The organism is Photorhabdus antumapuensis (assembly GCF_020387775.1).
In the GTDB taxonomy this organism is placed as follows: Bacteria; Pseudomonadota; Gammaproteobacteria; order Enterobacterales; family Enterobacteriaceae; genus Photorhabdus; species Photorhabdus antumapuensis.
In genome coordinates, this window is the sequence record NZ_JAHZMK010000014.1 from 14,466 (window position 1) to 36,879 (window position 22,414).

Annotated in this window: 17 protein-coding genes; 11 read left to right on the plus strand and 6 right to left on the minus strand. The window is 41.6% G+C overall.

Annotated elements, in window-relative coordinates; all coding sequences use genetic code 11:
* The first annotated feature begins 203 nt into the window (after positions 1–203).
* From pepN to KZ793_RS04665, 4 genes are all read left to right on the plus strand, one after another.
* Positions 204–2,816 carry an aminopeptidase N gene (gene pepN, locus KZ793_RS04650; RefSeq protein WP_225813942.1) on the plus strand — a complete coding sequence of 871 codons (2,613 nt, stop codon included), beginning with the start codon at positions 204–206 and terminating at the stop codon, positions 2,814–2,816.
* Positions 2,817–3,023: 207 nt separating this feature from the next.
* Positions 3,024–3,278 (plus strand): CCDC90 family protein, encoded by a 255-nt coding sequence (locus KZ793_RS04655; RefSeq protein ID WP_225813943.1) that lies wholly within the window; start codon positions 3,024–3,026, stop codon positions 3,276–3,278.
* A 367-nt stretch (positions 3,279–3,645) separates the two neighbouring features.
* Positions 3,646–4,656, plus strand: coding sequence for a quinone-dependent dihydroorotate dehydrogenase (pyrD, locus tag KZ793_RS04660; RefSeq protein WP_225813945.1), 1,011 nt, complete (start codon positions 3,646–3,648; stop codon positions 4,654–4,656).
* Positions 4,657–4,847: 191 nt separating this feature from the next.
* Complete coding sequence (locus tag KZ793_RS04665; protein ID WP_225813946.1) at positions 4,848–5,393, plus strand: cell division protein ZapC; 546 nt, start codon at positions 4,848–4,850, stop codon at positions 5,391–5,393.
* Between the two features lie 349 nt (positions 5,394–5,742).
* Here the strand turns inward: KZ793_RS04665 and KZ793_RS04670 are convergent, their stop codons facing one another.
* From KZ793_RS04670 to KZ793_RS04680, 3 genes are all read right to left on the minus strand, one after another.
* Positions 5,743–7,038, minus strand: coding sequence for a nucleotide disphospho-sugar-binding domain-containing protein (locus KZ793_RS04670; RefSeq protein ID WP_225813947.1), 1,296 nt, complete (start codon positions 7,036–7,038; stop codon positions 5,743–5,745).
* A gap of 227 nt (positions 7,039–7,265) precedes the next feature.
* Positions 7,266–8,564, minus strand: a complete 1,299-nt coding sequence (locus tag KZ793_RS04675) for a glycosyltransferase (protein WP_225813948.1) — start codon at positions 8,562–8,564, stop codon at positions 7,266–7,268.
* A 277-nt stretch (positions 8,565–8,841) separates the two neighbouring features.
* A complete protein-coding gene (locus KZ793_RS04680; RefSeq protein WP_225813950.1) occupies positions 8,842–9,957 on the minus strand; it encodes a YcbX family protein in 1,116 nt (371 codons plus the stop codon).
* Positions 9,958–10,059: 102 nt separating this feature from the next.
* Between KZ793_RS04680 and rlmKL the strand changes: the two genes are divergently transcribed.
* From rlmKL to rmf, 6 genes are all read left to right on the plus strand, one after another.
* Positions 10,060–12,177, plus strand: a complete 2,118-nt coding sequence (gene rlmKL / locus KZ793_RS04685; RefSeq protein WP_225813958.1) for a bifunctional 23S rRNA (guanine(2069)-N(7))-methyltransferase RlmK/23S rRNA (guanine(2445)-N(2))-methyltransferase RlmL — start codon at positions 10,060–10,062, stop codon at positions 12,175–12,177.
* A 5-nt stretch (positions 12,178–12,182) separates the two neighbouring features.
* Positions 12,183–14,093 (plus strand): ABC transporter ATP-binding protein, encoded by a 1,911-nt coding sequence (locus KZ793_RS04690; protein ID WP_225813959.1) that lies wholly within the window; start codon positions 12,183–12,185, stop codon positions 14,091–14,093.
* 89 nt (positions 14,094–14,182) lie between these two features.
* On the plus strand, positions 14,183–15,430 hold the full coding sequence (gene pqiA / locus KZ793_RS04695; protein ID WP_225813960.1) for a membrane integrity-associated transporter subunit PqiA: 1,248 nt from the start codon (positions 14,183–14,185) through the stop codon (positions 15,428–15,430).
* Between the two features lie 20 nt (positions 15,431–15,450).
* The gene (gene pqiB / locus KZ793_RS04700) at positions 15,451–17,100 is read left to right on the plus strand and encodes an intermembrane transport protein PqiB (RefSeq protein ID WP_225813961.1); all 1,650 of its coding nucleotides are present in this window, start codon (positions 15,451–15,453) and stop codon (positions 17,098–17,100) included.
* The gene (pqiC, locus tag KZ793_RS04705; RefSeq protein WP_118984480.1) at positions 17,097–17,660 is read left to right on the plus strand and encodes a membrane integrity-associated transporter subunit PqiC; all 564 of its coding nucleotides are present in this window, start codon (positions 17,097–17,099) and stop codon (positions 17,658–17,660) included. The genes pqiB and pqiC overlap by 4 nt, the downstream gene beginning before the upstream one ends.
* 246 nt (positions 17,661–17,906) lie before the next feature.
* The gene (gene rmf / locus KZ793_RS04710; protein ID WP_225813962.1) at positions 17,907–18,074 is read left to right on the plus strand and encodes a ribosome modulation factor; all 168 of its coding nucleotides are present in this window, start codon (positions 17,907–17,909) and stop codon (positions 18,072–18,074) included.
* 486 nt (positions 18,075–18,560) lie between these two features.
* Here rmf and KZ793_RS04715 read toward each other — a convergent pair whose 3' ends face one another.
* From KZ793_RS04715 to KZ793_RS04725, 3 genes are all read right to left on the minus strand, one after another.
* Complete coding sequence (locus KZ793_RS04715; protein WP_118984479.1) at positions 18,561–18,899, minus strand: hypothetical protein; 339 nt, start codon at positions 18,897–18,899, stop codon at positions 18,561–18,563.
* A gap of 424 nt (positions 18,900–19,323) precedes the next feature.
* Entirely contained in the window at positions 19,324–19,842 is a 519-nt protein-coding gene (gene fabA, locus KZ793_RS04720; protein WP_225813963.1) for a bifunctional 3-hydroxydecanoyl-ACP dehydratase/trans-2-decenoyl-ACP isomerase, read from the minus strand.
* An 83-nt stretch (positions 19,843–19,925) separates the two neighbouring features.
* Positions 19,926–21,656: an AAA family ATPase gene (locus KZ793_RS04725; RefSeq protein ID WP_225813965.1), complete on the minus strand. Its 1,731-nt coding sequence runs from the start codon at positions 21,654–21,656 to the stop codon at positions 19,926–19,928.
* A gap of 206 nt (positions 21,657–21,862) precedes the next feature.
* Between KZ793_RS04725 and matP the strand changes: the two genes are divergently transcribed.
* Positions 21,863–22,318, plus strand: a complete 456-nt coding sequence (gene matP, locus KZ793_RS04730) for a macrodomain Ter protein MatP (protein ID WP_225813967.1) — start codon at positions 21,863–21,865, stop codon at positions 22,316–22,318.
* Positions 22,319–22,414: the final 96 nt, after the last annotated feature.

The window sequence follows — 22,414 nt, forward strand, 5'->3', positions numbered from 1 at the left end:
TTAAATGTTATCATGTTATTTGATCATTAAGTGATAACAAGCACCAGAGAGTAAACATATTCCTTACATAACATCATACTCGTTCTTAATGAATGTTAAACGCCAGAAGGTGCGTTTCCCTCTTGAAATTCAACCTCTTTCTATGGCAGCGTAAGACCTGGTATTGAATTAATTCTATCAGGCATGAAACAAAAAGGTTTCTTATGACACAACAGCGACAAGCTAAGTACCGCCGGGATTATCGCGTTCCCGACTATACGATTTCTGATATTGAACTCGATTTTAATCTTGATGCCGATAACACGGAAATCACCGCAATCAGCCAGATAAAACGTCTGAGTCACGAAATAACGCCATTAGTGTTGGATGGTGAAGACTTGACACTGAAAAGTCTTCATGTGAATGGTCAACCGTGGGCGCATTACCGTGAACAGGAGGGGGCGCTAGTCATTGAGCAGTTGCCGGCTCAGTTCACTTTGAAAATTGTCAATGAGATCCATCCATCGAAAAATACGGCGCTGGAAGGCTTGTATGTTTCTGGTGATGCACTTTGTACTCAGTGTGAAGCAGAAGGGTTTCGTCACATTACTTACTATCTCGATCGGCCTGATGTATTGGCTCGTTTTACAACGCGTATTACAGCCGATAAAGCCAAGTATCCGTACCTGCTTTCAAACGGTAACCGGGTTGAGCAGGGAGAAACCGATGATGGGCGTCATTGGGTGAAATGGCAAGATCCATTCCCAAAACCATGTTATCTGTTTGCTCTGGTCGCGGGTGATTTTGATGTGTTGCGCGATACTTTTACGACGCGTAGTGGCCGTGAAGTTGCATTGGAGTTGTTTGTTGATCGTGGCAATCTCGATCGGGCTGATTGGGCAATGACTTCCCTGAAAAATGCGATGAAGTGGGATGAAACCCGTTTTGGCCTTGAGTATGACCTCGATATTTATATGATTGTTGCGGTGGATTTCTTTAATATGGGCGCTATGGAGAATAAAGGGCTGAATGTCTTTAACTCCAAATATGTGCTGGCAAAATCTGAAACTGCGACTGATAAAGATTACCTTAATATAGAAGCGGTGATCGGCCACGAGTATTTCCATAACTGGACCGGGAATCGCATTACTTGTCGCGATTGGTTCCAACTGAGTTTAAAAGAGGGATTGACGGTATTCCGTGATCAGGAATTTAGCTCTGATCTTGGCTCTCGTTCTGTTAATCGTATTAATAATGTGCGTGTTATGCGTTCGGCACAGTTTGCAGAAGATGCCAGCCCAATGGCCCATCCAATTCGCCCGGATAAAGTGATTGAGATGAATAATTTCTATACCCTGACTGTGTATGAGAAGGGCGCGGAAGTTATCCGTATGATTCATACCCTGCTAGGCGAAGAGCAATTCCAGGCAGGGATGCAGCTTTATATCCATCGTCATGATGGTAGTGCTGCAACATGTGATGATTTTGTTCAGGCAATGGAAGATGCATCAAATGTGGATTTGTCACTTTTCCGCCGCTGGTATAGCCAGTCTGGTACACCAGTATTAACAGTCCGCGATGAATATGATGCAGAAAAGCAGCAATATAAGTTGCATGTCAGCCAGATGACACCACCTATCGCCGATCAAAAAGAGCAGCAGCCTCTGCATATTCCCCTGGATATTGAGCTTTATGACAGCAAAGGTCATGTGATTCCGTTACGTTATGATGGTCAACCGGTTCACCATGTATTGAATGTGACTAACGCAGAGCAGACGTTTGTATTTGATGATGTGCCATCACTGCCGGTTCCCTCTTTATTACGGGAATTCTCAGCACCAGTGAAACTGGATTACAAATTCAGTGATCAGCAATTGGCATTCTTGATGAAACACGCCCGCAATGCGTTTTCACGTTGGGATGCGGCTCAGTCGTTGATGGCAAACTATATCAAACTGAATATTATCCGTTACCAGCAGAAGCAGCCGATCGAACTGCCAATGCATGTAGTGGATGCTTTCCGCGCGGTGTTATTGGATAACGATATTGATCCGGCTTTGGCGGCTCATATTCTGGCTTTACCATCAGAAAGTGAGATAGCAGAACTGTTTACGATTATTGATCCTAAAGCGATTCATGAAGTTTTGGATGCAATCACCCGTACTTTGGCTCAGGAAATGGCTGATGAATTTGCGGTGGTTTATAACGCTATCAATATCGGTGCATATCGCGTCGCTCATCAGGATATTGCTAAGCGCTCTCTGCGTAATATTTGTCTCTATTATCTGGCTTTTGGTCATCAAGAGCAGGCTGATAAAGTGGTATCAAATCAATATCATCAATCTGACAATATGACCGATGCACTGGCGGCATTATCTGGCGCGGTGCTGGCAGAGTTACCTTGCTGTGATCAACTCATGGCGGAGTTTGATGAACAATGGCATCAGGATGGCCTGGTGATGGATAAATGGTTTAGCTTACAGGCAAGTAGCCCGGCGGCAGATATTCTGGCTAATGTACGCAACCTTCTGAATCATCGTTCATTTAGTATGAGTAACCCAAACCGGGTGCGTGCTCTGATTGGGACATTTGTTAACAATCCGGTTGCATTCCATGCTGAAGATGGCACGGGTTACCAATTCCTGATGGAAATTTTGACTGATCTTAACAGCCGTAACCCACAGGTTGCTTCCCGTTTAATTGAACCGCTGATTCGTCTGAAACGTTATGATGAAAAACGTCAAAACATGATGCGTAGTGCGTTGGAGCAGTTAAAAGGATTGGAAAATCTGTCTGGTGATCTGTTTGAAAAAATTACCAAGGCATTAGAAAGCTGATATACCCAATGGATTTCAAGATGCATCGCGACGGCAAGGGAGCGAATCCCCAGGAGCATAGGTAACTATGTGACTGGGGTGAGTGAAAGCAGCCAACAAAGCAGCAACTTGAAAGATAACGGGTATAACTATTTATCGGGCTAATGGTTATTGGCCCGATATTATTTCTGACTTACTTTTTCCGGATAATAAATTTCTTCACTTATTATGGATACACATACAGCAGTTAAGGCACTCAAAGCGTCTGGTTTTAACGATGAGCAGTCTGAAAAAATCGTTGAAGTTATTACAGAACTGCAAAACATAAGTGTTGTCACCAAAGCAGATCTAACAGTTGCTACTGAGAGCATTAAAACCGATATTGGTACTATAAAAACAGATTTAGATTGGATTAAGAAACTGACATTAGCAGTTGGTATTGCTGTTGTTATTGCGGCATTGAAATATATTTTTATTGGTTGATGCTTATACCTATGGTATGAAAATTGCCCAAGGTATTAAAGAGCATCCATTGGTTTGCTCTCCTTTGAGTTGTTTGAGAGAAGAAAAGTATCTTGGGCAAGAAATGCCAACGATTATAGTCACCAATGTATTCTTGCTATACCAATGCATTTCTCCCGACTTTCACTCGCAACATATGGGAGAAATTTGCTTCTAATTAGCATATTTCTGTAGATTCAGCCCATGTTATTCGGTTACCCTACTTGCCGAAATGTTTTGGAGATTAAAAATGCGCGTTTTTTAGCTCAAAAACCTCCAAATGGTACATGAATGTGTATAGAAACATGTGTAGTTTAATGTTTATAAATTAATTAATGGGTTTAGAATTATGTGCTACCCACTAGTCAGGAAAGCGTTGTTCCAGCTTGATCCGGAACGGGCACACGAATTAACCTTCCGCCAGCTCAAACGTATTATTGGTAGTCCTTTCGAATTTCTTATCCATCAGTCAGTTGCTACAAAACCCGTTACTTGTATGGGACTGTCATTTAAAAATCCTCTTGGTCTGGCCGCGGGCCTTGATAAAGATGGCGATTGTATTGATGCATTTGGTGCAATGGGATTTGGTTTTATTGAAATTGGTACTGTAACCCCACGAGCTCAGGCAGGAAACGATAAACCCAGATTATTCCGTATTGTTGAAGCTGAGGGGCTAATTAACCGCATGGGTTTCAATAATCTTGGTGTTGATAACCTGGTGGAAAATGTCAAAAAGGCAAAATATGGCGGAGTTATTGGGATCAATATTGGTAAAAATAAAGATACACCAGTAGAACATGGGAAAGATGATTATTTAATCTGCATGGATAAAATTTATCCTCACGCCGGCTATATTGCGATTAATATCTCTTCACCAAACACTCCGGGTTTAAGAACACTGCAATACGGCGAAGCGTTGGATGATCTATTATCTGCGATTAAAAATAAACAGGGTGAACTTCAGCAAAAATACCAAAAATATATCCCTGTTGCGGTAAAAATCGCACCGGATCTTTCTGAAGAAGAGTTGATTCAAATTGCAGATAGTTTAATTCGTCATAATATTGATGGTGCTATTGCCACTAATACAACGTTAGATAAGAGATTAGTTGAAGGGCTTAACTATTGCCAACAAGCTGGTGGGTTAAGTGGCCGACCGGTTCAGTTACGTAGTACAGAAGTTATTCGTCAGCTCTCTCAAGAATTAAGAGGTAAAATTCCTATTATCGGTGTTGGCGGAATAGATTCACTCACCGCAGCCAGAGAAAAAATAGCAGCGGGGGCTTCTTTAATACAGATTTTCTCTGGATTTATCTATCATGGTCCAAAATTAATCAAAGATATCGTCAATCATATCTAAATCTTGTTGTTAATTTATCATTGGGGGTTTATTTTTGCCCCCAACTCGTCTATATTCATTCTGATCACCTAAATTTTATCTGTATCTTCGCATATCTCTTAATTATGGCAGGACTTATTTCACTGAATAGCGGGCAAGTTATTTACAATCTGTTTGGCGATGTAAACTTTCCTGGCATAAAAGGATAACTCATGAACATTAAACCCGATGACCAATGGCGCTGGTATTTTGATGCTGACCATGACCGTGTCATGCTCGATCTGTCTAATGGTATGGTTTTTCGTTCCTGTTTTCCTGCTAAGATGCTGATACCCCATGCAATGGGAGAAACTTCGTTTTCTGTAGAAGATGCGACGCTTTATTATTGTTTTGAAGAACAGACACGCCGAATTAATATTTCAGATGAATCCAGGGCTGAATTAGTTCTTAATGCGTTAGTGGCTTTCCGCTTTATTAAACCACAGATGCCAAGAAGCTGGTATTTTTCCCGGTTTGCCATGATAGAAAAGCCAGTACAAGGAGAACTGATTCAGGTACAGCTCCAGGATTGCGGGACAGGTGCTATATTCTTAGTAGTAGAGGCTGGGGATAGTGCGAGCCTTTGTCTGCTAGCTCAACCGCAATTGACGTTATCTGATCGGGTAATGAATTTTTGCGATCCAATTAAGATTATGAATGATCGATTGATGCCATTTGTGGAACCTATTTATATGCCAATTTATGGCACTGCGATTTGATTTGGGTTTAAGATCCCATTGTTCTGTGATTTCCAAGCGTAAAGACACTTTTTGAAAATAGAGCGACAAGTCAGAAGATAATCACGGTTTTTAATTGAAAAAATTGTTCTTTATCATTTGAGGAAATGTTATCGCATTCACATCTTCCCATCTGATTATGAGTAAGTCACTTTTTTCTTGTATTCTAAAATCTCCTGTTGGCTATTATCACAGAAACTAGCCTCTTATATGTAATAGCTATAGCTCGCTCATTTGAAGCAGGCGTGAAAAATAGAATAAGAAGCATTTTTATAATTTCCTCCCCCTCTGGATAACATGAGTTCCGAGATGGGGAGGAGAGATAATGAAGTTAATTAGCACGATTTTCGAGGATTAATTGTTCTGCATGGTGGGATATTGCTGCTAATGCGTCGTGACTGGAGTAATCGTCTTGGACGATTTGTGCGCGTTGTTTAAACAAGTTTGTACGTAGCATATTTTCCACTGTTTGCTTAAGCTGAGATTCAGTAGGTCGTGCTGTATCCAGATTTATACCGCATCCAGCCCATACGACGCGAAACGCTGTTTCCTGTTTGCCTTCTCCTGTATCGGCAATAAGCACTGGTGTACCGTGGTTAAGGGCATAATTAATGGTTCCGTAACCCCCGTTGGATATTAGCAATGAAGCTTTTGGTAGCCAGTGCTCAAATGAGATAAATTCTTCGATACGTGCGTTGTCGGGTATGTTTTCTGGCCGTATTTCTACTGATCTACCACCGGTAGTTGCTAATACACGGACGGGTAATGTAGCCAGTGCCCGCAATGTGGGGAAAACTAACTGGTTTAGATCGGTATTAGACATGGTACCTTGGGTGACTATAACCAATGGGCGTGGATCACCTTCTTCCCATAATTGAGGTGATTCTGTTATCGGTGCGGGGTTGGGGAGTGGGCCAATAAAATGGACTGTATCAGGCAATCCTTCTCGTGGGTATTCAAATGCCAGGGTTGAAAGTTGCAAAAAGCGATCAGAGCCCAAAATGACTTCATCGTTGAAAAATCGGGTTAACGTAGCGCATCCTGACTGCGCTAATGCATCATTGAAGCTATCCTGCACTTCGGTGATTAGTTGTCGGGTTTCCTCATCCACGAGTTGTTCATGTGTCAATTCTGATGGTAATAGTGCGGGTGGGATACGTGGCCCCCAGAAAATTGAATCTTTCGAAGAGTAAGCTAGAGGCGTTATGCCAATTATGATAACGGGAAGGCGATGAGCTTTTTCTTTTTGCAGCAGTGGCAATATGCCATAAAAGCAATTCTCAGCTATAAGTAATTCTGCTTGCTGTTCATGGATGATTTGTTGTAGTTGGCGGTTGAGGAATGGGATTGGACTACAGAAGAAATCTTTAAACGCGAGTGCCATTTGCAGATTTCCTGGCTGAAGGTGCGCTCGGTCAGGAAAACGTTGCTTTAAGTGGCGGTAATCAAAGTCTATTTGCTCATCAAAAGGGATAAATTGTGCGTTTAAAGCTTCTACTTGTTGGCGAAATAACGCGCCAGTGAAGACAGTTACCTGATGTCCTTGTGTTATCAGTGATTGAGTTACCTTTAACATCGGATAGACATGCCCGGGTGTTGCAACCGCTGCAATGACAATTCGTGCCATAACTTGCTCCTCTATATTGTTTTGATTTAATTACGCTAGCTAGCTCCTGACTCAGGGTGTGATCATTTTATGACTACTGTCATAAATTCATTGTAGTAATAATAATGTATTATGCAAATAATAACTGTTATTGATTTTTTTATGATGTAATGAAATGTGCCGATTTCCTCTCCCCGTCGGTCTGTGTTAGCACCAAAACGGAGAGGAAAGACGGAGGTATCTAGGGTTTAATTAATGCGGCTTTGTTCAAGAATTAATTGTTCTACGTGACGGGATATTGCTGCTAATGCATCATGTTTTGCGTAATCTTTTTGGACAATGTGTGCCCGTTGTTTAAATAAATCTGTACTCAGCATATTTTCCACTGTTTGCTTAAGTTGAGATTCAGTGGGATGTGCTGTATCCAGATTAATACCGCATCCAGCCCATACGACACGAAAAGCGGCTTCCTGCTTGCCTTCTCCTGCATCTGCAATGAGTAATGGTGTTCCGTGGCTGAGAGCATAATTAATGGTTCCATAACCCCCATTGGATATTAGCAATGAAGCTTTCGGCAGCCAGTGCTCAAATGAAATAAATTCTTCGACGCGCGTGTTTTCAGGTAGATCTTTACTCAGTGTTTCTACCGATCTACCACCGGTGGTGGCCAATATACGTACCGGTAATGTAGCCAGTGCATGCAATGTGGGGAGGATTAACTGATTTAAATCGGCATTGGAGATAGTACCCTGAGTAACTATAACCAATGGACGTTGATCATCTTCTTCCCATAATTGAGGTGATGTCGTTGTCGGTGCAGGGTTGGGAAGTGGCCCAATAAAATGGACTGTATCAGGCAATCCTTCTCGTGGATATTCAAATGCCAGAGTTGAGAGTTGCAAAAAGCGATCAGCACCAAAGATGACTTCATCGTTGAAAAGTCTGGTTAATGCAGAGCCTCCTGACTGGATTAATGAATCATTGAAGCTATCCTGCACTTCGGCTATGAGTTGTTGGTTGGCTTTATCGACGAGCTGTTCATGTGTCAATTCTGGTGGTAATACCGCAGGTGGGATACGTGGTCCCCAGAAAATCGAATCTTTCGAAGAGTAAGCTAGAGGTGTTATGCCAATGACTATGACTGGAAGGCGATGGGTTTTTTCTTCTTGCAACAGGGGTAATATGCCATAAAAGCAGTTCTCGGCTATCAGCAGATCTGCTTGTTGTTCACGGATAATTTGCCGTAATTGGTGGTCAAGAAGTGGGATTGGAGCTGAGAAGAAATTCTTGAATGCCAGTGCCATTTGTACATTTCCCGGAGGAAGTTGAGCACGGTCGGGGAAATGCTGTTCTAAATGGCGGTAGTCAAAATCTATCTGTTCATCAAAAGGGACAAATTGTGCGCTTAAAGCTTCTACCTGTTGGCGAAATAACGCACCAGTGAATACGGCTACCTGATGTCCTTGTGCTATCAGTGATTGAGCAATCTTCAACATCGGATAGACATGTCCGGGTGTTGCGATTGCAGCAATGATGATACGTGCCATGACTTACTCCTTTTGTGTTTTGGTTGAGTTGCTTTAGCTCCTGATTAGAGTGTAATCATTTTATGATAGTAGTCATAAATTCATTATTGTAATAATTAATTCATTATTGCAATAATCAAGATGATTGATTTCTTGGTGAAATTATGAAACATGGTTCATTAATCTCCTCCCTTTAGGCTATGTTAGTGCCAAAATAGGGAGGATGATAACGGAGTTAGGGTTTAGATAACGCTTCTTTGTTGAAGAATTAATTGTTCTACATGCTTAGATATTTCTGCTAATGCGTCATATTATTAAGAATAAGGTTATTCTTTGGGATACAACAGCAGGCCAGGATTTGACCATTTTCTTTAATTGCTGTGGCTTTTAAAGGAAAAACATCTCCTTTAATTAAAGAAATTTTACAACATCCACATATGCCTGCCCGACATGAATAAGGGACTCTTATTCCTTGTTGTTCCAGTTGCTCTAAAATAATTTGTTGATTGTTACCTGTAAAAGTTTGTCCGTTATATTCGATAATGACGGATTGCTCATTTGTTTTTGGTATATCAATATCTTCAGCTTTTTCACTGCTGCCATATTGATGCGGATCTTTTTTAGCTAATACTGTGACACTATCCCCGATTCGAATAATACCACTTGAACGGGCAATGAGATTCTGACCAAAATCGACATCACCGTTTTCTGCTGTACGGAATGATTGTAATGTCGCTAATGGCTCTCCGTTTGGGTTTTTAATGCCTTTATCAATGCTGATGGTGGTCAGAATACAGCGGCTGCATGGTTTAGGTAAATCAAAAATAACATCCCCAATTTGAATTGATTGCCAGCTATCTTCCGCAAATGCTTCTGCGCCAGTAATGACGATATTTGGGCGAAATTGCTCTAGTTTAATACTAGCCGGGCAACGTTGTTGTAATAAATGAAATGAGGCTTCATTAATAAGCAGAAATGGATAACCATCCGCAAATGATAATGGAATCTCAGGGTGTTTTTTTACTCTGCGGGTTAATTCATGGCTTAACCAGCGTAATTGCACCGGAATGTCAAAGAAACTACTTAGCCATTGGTTAACGGTTTCTGGTGCAATGAGGGCTGTAAAATGGTTGCCCCATACTTCCGTGGGTTGCTGTTCAGGTAGGAAATCACGGTAAAGTATCGTGGCGTTTTCTCCGTTGGGTGCGCGCAAATAAATACCATTATTTAACATAGCAGGAGTAAATAACAGCATCTGAGGGTACTTACGGGCAGTGATAAAAGTTCCATCTGTCGTTGTGACCATAAAATTGCGATCAAATATGAGGCCACTTTCACTGACTAATGCATGGGAAAGTTGCAAACCACGCATAGATTTCACTGGGTGGGTATACAGGCGAGACAGCGTGATCATCCATTAATCTCCACAAAACATTTTTCTGACATGAGCAACTTTATGACATGTCACCCGGATTGGCTATAATGCGTAACAATTTTCTTTTTGGTGATATGTCATATGAACTCTTTGTTTGCCAGCACGGCGCGTGGATTAGAAGAATTGTTGAAGAACGAACTGGAAATGCTGGGTGCGCAATCATGCAAGATTGTGCAAGGTGGAGTTCATTTTCAAGGTGATGGTCGAGTGATGTATAAAAGTCTGATGTGGAGCAGGCTGGCATCACGTATTTTACTACCGCTAAACGAATTTAATGTTTATAGCGATTTAGATCTCTATCTTGGGGTTCAGTCTATTGATTGGAGCCAGGTTTTTTCTGTACATAGCACTTTCTCTGTGCATTTCAGTGGTACAAATGAAGAGATACGTAACACGCAATATGGTGCGTTAAAAGTTAAAGACGCCATTGTCGATAGTTTTATTCGTAAGTTGGATCAACGCCCGAATGTGGCAAAGCAGCAGCCGGATGTTCGTATTAATGTTTTCCTAAATAAAGAGAAAGCCAGTGTTGCATTGGATTTGAGTGGTGATGGTTTGCATATCCGGGGTTATCGCGATCTTGCTGGTCAGGCTCCGCTGAAAGAAAATCTGGCGGCGGCGATTATTTTACGTTCAGGCTGGCAGATTGGTACTCCGATGGTCGATCCTATGTGTGGTTCAGGCACATTATTGATTGAAGCCGCAATGATGGCGGCTGATCGTGCTCCGGGTTTACATCGTGATCATTGGGGCTTTACTGCCTGGTTAAAACATGATGAAGCAATTTGGCGTGAGGTGACCACAGAAGCGCAGATCCGTTTTCGTAAAGGTCTTCAGGAGACCACTTGCCGTTTTGTTGGTTCTGATATTGATCGCAGAGTGCTGGATATGGCTCGGTCAAATGCTCGTAGAGCAGGGGTTGGGCAGTTGATAACTTTCCAGCAAGGTGATGCCAGTCGTCTGGAAAATCCGTTACCAGAAGGCCCTGCTGGAACAGTCTTAAGTAATCCACCTTATGGTGAGCGTTTGGAAAGTGAGCCGGCATTGATTGCACTATACAGTTTGTTTGGGCGGATCATGAAAAGCCGTTTCCCTAGCTGGCGCCTGTCTCTATTCAGTGAGTCACCTGAATTGCTGAGTTGTCTGCAATTACGGGCTGAACGTGAGTTTAAAGCTAAAAATGGTCCACTGGATTGCGTACAGAAAAATTATCAGTTGTCGGATAAACCTCATTCATCAGAGGTGAATGTGGCGGAAGATTATGCCAACCGTCTGCGCAAAAATGAAAAGAAATTAACTCATTGGGCAAAACAGCAAGGAATTAATTGTTATCGTCTGTATGATGCTGATTTGCCAGAATACAATGTGGCTGTTGACCGTTATGCGGATAAAGTAGTGATTCAGGAATATGCTCCGCCGAAAAGTGTTGATGCTAATAAAGCGCGTCAGCGTTTATTCGATGTTATCAGTGCAACGATGCAAATTCTTGGACTCTCATCAAATCAATTAATACTTAAAACTCGTCAGCGTCAGAAAGGCAAAAGCCAGTATGAAAGAATGGCAGAAAAACAGGAATTCTTTCTGGTAAATGAGTATGACGCAAAATTCTGGGTCAATTTAACTGACTATTTGGACACTGGCTTGTTCCTTGATCATCGTATTGCCCGGAAAATGCTAGGTGAAATGAGTGAAGGAAAAGATTTTCTGAATCTGTTTGCCTATACCGGAGCAGCGACGGTACATGCTGGATTAGGAGGCGCGCGTTCAACAACGACGGTTGATATGTCTCGCACTTATCTTGAATGGGCTGAACGGAACTTACAGGCTAATGGATTAACAGGGCGTCAGCATCGGTTAATTCAGGCAGATTGTCTCGCTTGGTTGGCACGAGCCAATGAACAGTTTGATTTGATTTTTATTGATCCGCCGACTTTTTCCAATTCTAAACGAATGGAAGATACATTTGATGTACAACGTGACCATATCATGTTGATGAGACAGCTTAAGCGCTTGTTGCGTCGTGGGGGAACGCTGATGTTCTCTAATAATAAACGTGGTTTTAAAATGGATTTTGCTGAGCTGGAAAAAGTTGGTTTGGTGGCAGAAGAAATCACCCGTAAAACCCAGTCGCAGGATTTTGCCCGTAACCGTCAGATTCATAACTGCTGGCTATTACGTCATGCTGGTGAGGAAAAATAATTACTATGTCATTGATCAATTTATCTGGTGCGTGGTTGTCGTTCAGTGATGCGCCATTACTTGATAATGCAGAATTGCATATAGAAGAAAATGAAAGGGTTTGTCTGGTTGGCCGTAACGGTGCTGGAAAATCTACTTTGTTACGGGTATTAGCAAAAGAGCAACCGCTGGATGATGGCCAGGTTATTTACGAACAGGATCTGGTTGTCGCCCGCTTACAACAGGATCCCCCCCGTGATGTAGAAGGGACGGTTTTTGATTTTGTTGCCGAAGGTGTTCAGGAGCAGGCCGAATATATTAAATCTTTTCATCTGGTTTCCCGCTTGGTGGAGCAGGAGCCAAATGAGAAAAACCTTAATCGCCTGGCGGAATTGCAGGAGGTACTGGATATCCGTGGGTTATGGTCACTGGACAGCCGTATTAATGACGTATTGAAACAGCTCTCTTTACCTGCGGAAGCGAAGCTCTCTTCTCTTTCAGGTGGTTGGTTGCGTAAAGCAGCATTGGGAAGGGCGTTGGTTAGTTCGCCAAAAGTCTTGCTTCTTGATGAACCAACTAACCACTTGGATATTGATACTATTGAATGGCTAGAGAATTTCCTGAAAGATTTTCAGGGTAGCCTTGTTTTCATTTCTCATGACCGTTCATTTATTCACAATATGGCAACCCGTATTGTCGATTTGGATCGTGGCAAGTTAGTATCGTGGCTGGGTAATTACGATAAGTTTCTTGAAGGAAAAGAAGAAGCGTTGCGTGTGGAAGAGATGCAAAATGCTGAATTTGATCGTAAGTTGGCTCAGGAAGAAGTGTGGATCCGTCAGGGGATTAAAGCGCGTCGTACTCGTAATGAAGGGCGTGTTAGGGCATTGAAGGCATTACGTATTGAGCGTTCACAACGCCGTGAAGTAATGGGAACCGCTAAAATACAGATGGAAAAAGCGAGTCGTTCCGGCAAAATTGTCTTTGAGCTGGAAAATGTTAACTATCAAATTGGTGACAGGAAACTGGTCAATAATTTCAGTGCGCAAATTCAGCGTGGGGATAAAATTGCACTGGTGGGACCAAATGGTTGTGGCAAAACAACCTTACTGAAACTGATGTTAGGTGAGCTGCAATCTGATAGTGGCCGTGTTCATTGTGGTACTAAATTAGAAGTTGCTTATTTTGATCAGCATCGTATAGCACTTGATCCGGAAAGAACGGTAATGGATAACCTGGCTGAAGGTAAACAGGAAGTGATGGTGAATGGGCGCCCTCGTCATGTTCTGGGTTATTTACAGGACTTTCTGTTTCATCCCAAACGGGCAATGACACCGGTTAAAGCGCTTTCTGGTGGTGAAAGGAACCGGTTGTTACTGGCGCGTCTGTTCCTGAAACCCAGTAATCTGTTGGTACTTGATGAACCGACCAATGATCTGGATGTAGAAACATTAGAGCTGCTGGAAGAGCTGGTAGACAGTTATAAAGGTACTGTATTGCTGGTGAGTCATGATCGTCAATTTGTTGATAACTCTGTGGCAGAATGCTGGATTTTTGAAGGTAATGGTGAGATCAATAATTATGTTGGTGGTTATTACGATGCTCAGCAACAGCGTGAACAGGCTGTATCGTTGCGTCGGCAAAATGAGAGAAAACTTCAAACGGATGTTAAAGTAGAAAAGATTAAAGAGCCGTCAAAAAGCTCTCGTAACAAAATGAGTTATCATTTATTGCGAGAATTAGAGCAGTTACCATCATTGCTGGAGAAACTGGAAGAAGAGTTTGATCAGTTACAATCTCAAGTGAGTGATCCTGAATTTTTTAATCAGCCTCATGTAGTGACCCAAAAAATATTGACTGAACTGTCTCAAAAAGAGCAAGCGTTAGAAGTTGCTTTTGATCGCTGGCAGGAATTGGAAACATTGAAAAACAGTTAATAGTTAACATAATTAGCAGAATCATACTGCGAAATTCTTCTGAGTATGATTCTGTGTATATTCCCGATTTCCTTAACAGGAGAAAGATCTTGTGTTCCGGTAACCATCATCATGAAATGGTATTGTGCCCTCAATGTGATTTGCTGGTGACATTGCCAGAATGGGTCCAGGGAACGAAGGCGGTTTGTCCTCGTTGTAAGACGACATTAGTCACATGGTGGAAGGAACCTAAACATCAGCCAATAGGTTATGCAATCAGTGCATTATTTATGTTATTAATGGCTTGCTTGTTTCCACTTGTCAGTATGAGTGTGGCGGGAATTGGCAGTGAAGTTACCTTATCTCAAATCCCTCAAGTGATGTTTAATGAAAATTACGCCAGTGTGGGAACATTTTTTTTGCTCTGTGTTCAACTAGTGCCTACGTTTTGTATGGTAGCGATTATTCTCTTGTGCCAGGGTGTTGTTATTTCTCAGAAGATAAAAATCTGGTTGGCCAGAGTTTTATTTCAGATGAAAAGCTGGTGTATGGTTGAAATCTTTCTGGCAGGGGTATTAGTCAGCTTCGTTAAGTTAATGGCTTATGGTGATATTGGGTTAGGTTTAAGTTTTTTGCCATATTGTCTGTTTTGTCTTCTCCAGGTGAGAGCATTTCAGTGTTTGGATCGTCACTGGTTATGGAATCAGATAGCGCCCGCACCTAAGGTGAATATACCGTTACAGGCAGGGAGAGCGGGGTTAGTGCAGGGTGTTCGATTATGCCAGTGTTGTACGGCTATTTTACCGGCAGATCAATTAGTATGTTCACGTTGTTATACTCATGGGCATGCCCGTCGTCGTAACAGTCTGCAATGGACAATGGCACTGATGGTGACAGCTTTAATGCTTTATATTCCTGCTAATATCATGCCAATGATGGTGACAGAATCGTTAGGTAATCAGAGTGATTCTACTATTATGGCTGGAGTGATATTACTATGGAGTGTAGGTTCATACCCGGTCGCTTTAGTCATTTTTATTGCTAGTATTATGGTGCCATCCCTGAAAATGCTGGCAATTGGCTGGTTGTGTTGGGATGCTAAAGGTCACGGTAAACGGGATTCCGCCCGAATGCATTTTATTTATGAAGTTGTCGAATTTGTTGGCCGTTGGTCAATGATTGATGTATTTGTTATCGCAATATTGTCATCACTGGTACGTATGGGGAAATTAATGAGTGTCTACCCTGCTATGGGGGCAGTTATTTTTGCTTTAGTTGTGATCCTGACTATGTTTGCGGCAATGACATTTGATCCGCGTTTAATTTGGGATAGAACCAACGTTAAACATTCGTTATAAGGCAATGAAGGAGTGTCAAGGTGACGGATAAAGTTGAAGACCAGAGTCAGGCTAAAATCGATAAAATTAAAAGTTGGTCGCCAGTCTGGATTGTACCGATTGTGACGGTGCTTATTGGTGCTTGGATATTGTTTTACCATTTCAACCATCAAGGGCCGGAAGTGACATTGATTACCTCCAACGCGGAGGGCATTGAAGCCGGAAAAACTAAAATTAAAAGCCGTAGTGTGGATATCGGCGTGGTTGAGAGGGTCATGCTGAGTGATAATCTTAGTCAAGTTATTATTAAGGCTCGGCTGAATGATGGCATGGAAAACCTATTGCGTAGTGACAGTGCTTTCTGGGTAGTGAAACCGCAGATTGGCCGTGATGGAGTATCTGGTCTTGGTACTCTTCTGTCCGGGGCTTTTATTGAACTTCAACCGGGAACGAATGGTGATGAAGAAGATAAATTTAATTTGTTGGACTCACCACCATTGGCTTCACCTGATGCAAAAGGTATTCGTGTCATTTTGGTTAGTGATAAAGCGGGTCAGCTCAATCCGGGTGATCCGGTGCTGTTTCGTGGTTATCGGGTTGGTTCTGTTGAAACCAGTGAGTTTGAACCGAAATCTCATCTGATGAGATATCAGCTATTTGTTAATGCACCTTATGATGGTTTGTTGACAACCAATGTCCGCTTTTGGAAAGAGAGTGGTATTACCTTTGATATGTCTTCTCAGGGGGTACGTGTTGAAATGGCTTCGTTATCAACACTGTTTGGTGGTGGTGTCAGTTTTGATGTGCCTAAGGGTTGGGAATTGGGTGAGCCAATTAAAGAACAAGCCACTTACAAACTTTTTGACAACCAAAGAAGCATTCAGGATTCTTTATATACCGAACATAAAGATTATCTGTTGCTCTTCTCCGATTCCGTTCGAGGGCTACAGCCGGGGGCGCCAGTAGAGTTCCGTGGTATCCGTATGGGGACTGTGGCAAAAGTACCGTTCTATTCAGAGGGAATGAGACAGCGGCTGGATAACGATTTTCGTATCCCAGTACTTATCTCCATTGAGCCGGAGCGCTTTGAGAAGGAGTTGGGAGAAGGGTTTGATGTTGAGAAAGAGCTGAATAGCATAACTAAACGTGGTCTGAGGGCGTCTCTCAAGTCAGGTAACTTGCTGACAGGGGCACTATTTATTGATTTGGATTTTTATCCAAATGAAAAAGGGTGGGCTGGTCCGTATGAAGTTGCGGGTTATCCGCTATTGCCAACAATCAGTGGTGGCCTTGCTCAAATTCAACATAAGGTTATTGCAGCGTTAGACAAAATTAATAATATGCCGGTTGAGCCAATGTTTAATCAGGCTATTCGCACTTTGGAAGAGAGTCAGAAAGCGATCAGAAAAGCCCAGCGGACCCTTGATGAATTGAATAAAGTGCTGGCGAATCCTGAAACCAAAGATCTGCCAAAAGATATACAGAAAACATTGCAGGAGCTTAGCCGTAGCATGCAAGGTTTCCAGCCCGGTTCACCGGTTTATAACAAGATGTTGGATAATATGCAGCGATTAGATCAAGTGTTGAGTGAACTACGACCTGTTCTGAGAACGCTGAATAATAAGAGCAATGCATTAGTTTTTGAGTCTAAGCCAATTGAAGATCCAGAACCGAAAAAGGCTAAAAAATGATGAGAAGATTGGCATTAATTTTAGTAATTTTTATTTCTGCTTGTAGCCGTCAGCCAGAAAAAACTTACTATCAATTGCCGGTAGTAGCAATAGCATCACAAAAGAGTGCTATCGTGCAGCATGATCGCCAATTATGGGTACAACGGGTTATGTTGTCCGATTATCTGTCATCCTCCGGTGTGGTGTATCAAGGTAGTGATGTTAGTTATGTCAGCGCGGAGAATCATTTGTGGGCAAGTCCACTTGAACAGCAGTTACAGCAAGTGCTGGTAACTGAGTTAACTATGGCGTTGCCTCAGCGTTTAGTTTCTGCTCAATTATTGGTTAATAAGCCAGATACTTTAGACGTGACAGTCACCAGTTTTCATGGTCGTTATGATGGTAAGGTGATTTTGCAAGGTTATTGGACATTAACTCATCAGGGGAGTGTCGTTAAACAGCCCTTTAATCTGGAGCTAAAACAGGAAGAAGATGGTTACGATGATTTAGTCCGCACATTGGCAAAAGGATGGAGTCAGTTAGCGCAAATTATTGCCAGTCAATTAATTTCCCAATCGTAACCCTCTGTCATTCTCCGAGTGTAAAACTCTTGCGCTCGGAGAAAATTAGTATTATCAGTAGGATAAAAATTTCTCTTTATTATTAATACGTTATTGTTTTTTTTGTACTGATATAACAAATATTACATTAATATGAATTTCTTGACTTGATTTTCAAAATTTATAGGGGTATTTCTAAATCGTGGTTGGATAAATGATGACCACTGTTTTCTTTCTACTGATCTAGCTTATGAGGTAAATAAAAGCATGAAGAGACAGAAACGAGATCGTTTAGCACGTGCGTTATCGAGAGGGTACCATGCAGGTATTTTGGGGCGTCCAAGGGAGCATTGTCCCTATTATTCATTAGATGCCCGTTCTCATTGGTTAGGAGGATGGCGTCAGGCTATGGAAGACAGGGCGATAATGGCTTAGTCTGCCAAACTGATGGTATAGGTTAGGTGAGAAAAAACCTCCATTCCTTATCAACGTGGTATATATCCCAAATTTAATCTGACAGTGACTGATTGTTTATACAGATATCTGTCAGATTGAATCCTGTAAGTTTTCTTTGTCCAGATTTCCCTTTGGCTGTGACGAAAGTAAAAATGCCGTACCGTATAAAATAAGTTTTTCCCGACGTTAGTGGCTTACCAACTATTTATTGAATTATTAAAGCATCTTATTAAATTATTAAAGCATCGTGTGATGAAAGCCTTGATGCATCGCATGTAATAAATCGATAAACATTAGCAATGTCAGGATTCTAATTCTTTTATGTTGTTGTGCTGTTATTTGCGAATTCGGTAACATGTGAATGAGTGGCCGCTAGGTGACATATCTTATTTAACCTATTCAACATGACAACTGATATTGCGGCCATTAAGTAATCTACGTGCTAATACGAGGGATGATTGTAATTCAATAATTGCAGTAAGATGGGTTTGATAAACATTTATGATGTAATTCAACCCAAAAGAGACGGCTATATTCTTCAATCCCATCGACTGATATGGTTATAGTTTCATGACTTGTATAGGCTGTTTGAAGCAATGATAATAGCGTCGATCCGCCATTAATAGTACATACCCACCTAAATCCTTGGACACGAGTAGGAGTCGCTATTTTTCCATAGCAATCTCCATTTGTGTTAGGCGCTTTTAGCATTTCGACAGTACCGTCAATCTTATCGAGTTTTGCAATGGCAGTTGGTGTAAGAGTCAATGCTATGATTATGAGCAGTATTTTTCTGATGTTCATATAATATTACCTCGGTGTGTTTGTTAATATTAATCATCAATCTTAATCATTATTAATGTTTTTACCTGTTATCAGTATGCTTTGGTGAGCTTGTTTGATATATCAGGTCAATTTGATCATAGCACAATTTGCCAATTGTATACTGATTGGTCAGCGACAATTGGGTGTTTATAATGCAGATATTCAGGTGTGGATTTGTGTTATTTCTAATCGAGATAGGTCAAAGTTAGAACTTGATTTGATTTTTTTCTGTATGGATATCGAATCTTATACTCTGAGATATAACCGGAATTGCCTTTGAGGGAGCAAAAATAGCACCAGGTATTTTTTTAAGATATTGGTTACTTGGTGGTGTGCTTTTAGTGAAAAAGGTGAAAAGCAATTAGCCAGTCACCTTCCTTTTCGATATGTTACTGATTATTTATTAGAAAGAGCTGGTATTTTTAAACAAGCCTACTTTCAAATCCGTTGCCGTATAGATGATTTTACCATCTACTAACACTTCACCATCAGCCAGTCCCATAATCAATTTACGGTTAATGACACGTTTAAAGTTGATACGGTAAGTGACTTTTTTAGCCGTTGGTAATACCTGGCCGGTGAACTTAACTTCACCAACACCAAGGGCACGGCCTTTGCCTTCACCACCTAACCAACCAAGGAAGAATCCAACCAATTGCCACATGGCATCAAGGCCAAGGCAGCCGGGCATTACCGGGTCATTAATAAAATGGCAGTCGAAAAACCATAAATCAGGGGTAATATCCAGCTCGGCTTCTATGTAGCCTTTATCGTAGGTACCACCGTTTTCTGTCATCTCAATGATGCGATCCATCATTAACATATTACCAGATGGTAATGGCGGCCCATTTTTCCCGAACAGCTCACTGTGTCCAGACGCGATAAGATCTTCTTTTGTGTAGGATTTACGTTTATCAACCATATTATCAGATAGCCTTATATTTAGTGTAGGGTAAATAATAGAGTACACTTGTACGCTGAACAACTCCGATCAGACATTCTAAATTAACCCAACCAGCGAAGAAACCACGGGAATTTAGGTCGCTCCTGATTATTCGCCTGTGTTATACGTTCTTGTATCATAGCTAACAAGTGTGTTTCTTGTTGATCATAATAAGGGATACCTGTCAATAAAGGCAGCGCTTCAGAAACATGTTTTACTGACCATAAATGAAATTTTTGTGCTTTTACCGCATCCACAACGGTTTGATTAAGACATAAATGATGGATGTTCGCTGCTGGTAGGATGACCCCCTGTTGACCCGTTAGTCCTCTGCGGTGGCATACTTCAAAGAAACCTTCGATTTTTTCGTTAATACCACCAATTGGTTGAACATAACCAAATTGATCTACTGCACCTGTGACGGCCAGTTGTTGATCAATGGGTTGCAGGGAAAGAGCACTTATCAATGCGCATAATTCGGCAAGAGAAGCGCTGTCGCCGTCAACTTCACTATAGGACTGTTCAAATACCATAGATGCAGAGAAAGGTTGTGGTTGATCCAATTTTAGCTCGGAAATTAAAAATGCTTGCATAATCATCATGCCTTTCGCATGGATATTACCACCTAACTCAACTTTGCGTTCAACATCAACAAATTCCCCATCTCCCATATGCGCCACGCAAGTGATACGGGATGGCTCTCCTACTGGATCAGGATGGCCGGGATACTCTAGCACAGATAATCCATTAATTTGGCCAATGACCATGCCTTGGGTGCGGATAAGAATCTGGCCTTTGTGAATTTCCTCTAAACCACGTTCAGGCAGATAATTGTGACGCCAGCGGCGATTTTCCTCTGCTTGTTTAATTGATTGAGCTGTAATCTGATTTTCTTGCTGATAGAGTGCCGCAGTAGTCAGTTGCCGTTGTAGCCAGAGAATATCCAAAGGCAGGTGGTGTTGATCTTCTACATGGCGGATTGCTTGTTGGACAAGCTCAGGCCAGGCATTATGATTCAATGGAGGTAATTGCCATTGTTGAATGAGTCCATTGATATAATTGCACCACAGGCTCAAATCCTGCTCATTATGAAATGGCATATCCAGCTCAAATTCGCCATATAGAGCGCTTTTTGCTAATTCAGGTTCTATAGTCTGAAACTCTTCAAGGCTTAGACGATCTCCAACCAAGATCAGACGTAGCTTTAATGGCATAGAGGGGATAGGTAATGGTAACGGCTTGTTGCCATCTGGAGACAACCATTCAAAGCGTTGCTGAATAATCATCTGTTTCAGGCGAACCCACATTAATGGCTGAGACAATAGGGTACGTAACGGCAGAATAAGTACACCGCCATTTACCTGATGAATCAGACCGGGTTGTAAGTGAATTTCTCCGTTGTGAGAATGGAAGCAGCCAAATAGTTGCTCTGCTTCTATCCATTCACGATAGGCGACGCGTAACTCAGGTGTGAAATGGCTTGCTGTTGATGGTTGCCAGCTAATTTTCTGTTGCTGTATGTGATAATTGCCACCAATTTGGGGAAGTTCTTTCGTGAGTAATGGACGGAGAGATTCAGCTAATGCTGACAAATAAATATCACATTCTTCAGCTTTCAATAGCATAAAAGGCTGGCAGGAATCCATCCGGCAAAAAAGTTTCAAACCACTATATAGCCGTGATTGAACGGCTTCCATACTGGCAGACGCCTGTTGGGAAGCGGAATGAAAAAGTGCATCATAAGGAGCGCAATTCGGCAGTAATGCCTGCCAGTCTAGTTTGTTAGTGGTCAAAGTGATCGCTGTATATTGTAAAGTAGGAAAGCGTCGATTATACAAGATTAAGATATAAACCAACATGCTTGAATGTTTGCTATTGTAGACACTTCATGTAAAAAATAATTTTATTAAAAAACAGATATTAGTTAGTTTGGCTATAAGCAATTTACTAAAATAGTTGTTATGCTTATTTTTAGTTACGCTGTCACTGAGAAAGTAAGATGAAATATCAACAACTGGAAAATTTGGAATGTGGCTGGAAGTGGGCTTATCTGATGAAAAAACATCAAGAAGGTGGGCCAATTACTAAATATATTGAAAACAGTGCGGCTCATGCAGCAGTTGATAAACTCATTGAACTTGAGAGTGAACCGGTAAGGGTACTGAAATGGATTGAGCAGCATATGAATCCTGATTTATCCAACCGGATGAAACAAACTATCCGCGCTCGGCGTAAACGGCATTTTAATGCGGAACATCAGCATACTCGCAAGAAATCCATCGACTTAGATTTTCCCGTGTGGCATCGCTTATCTGCACTTTCTCAGCGACGGGGTAATACGCTGTCTGAAACTATTATCCAGTTAATTGAAGATGCTGAGCGGAAAGAAAAGTATGCTAATCAGATGTCCAGCTTGAAACACGACTTGGAAGCTATTCTGGGTAAGGAAGAGTAATTTCAGTTGTGATAGGTTGGTATCGCAACAAGCTCCTTAATCAGTTTGATATACCCGTCATCTTTCAAGTTGTCTCTTTGTTGGCTGCACTCGCTC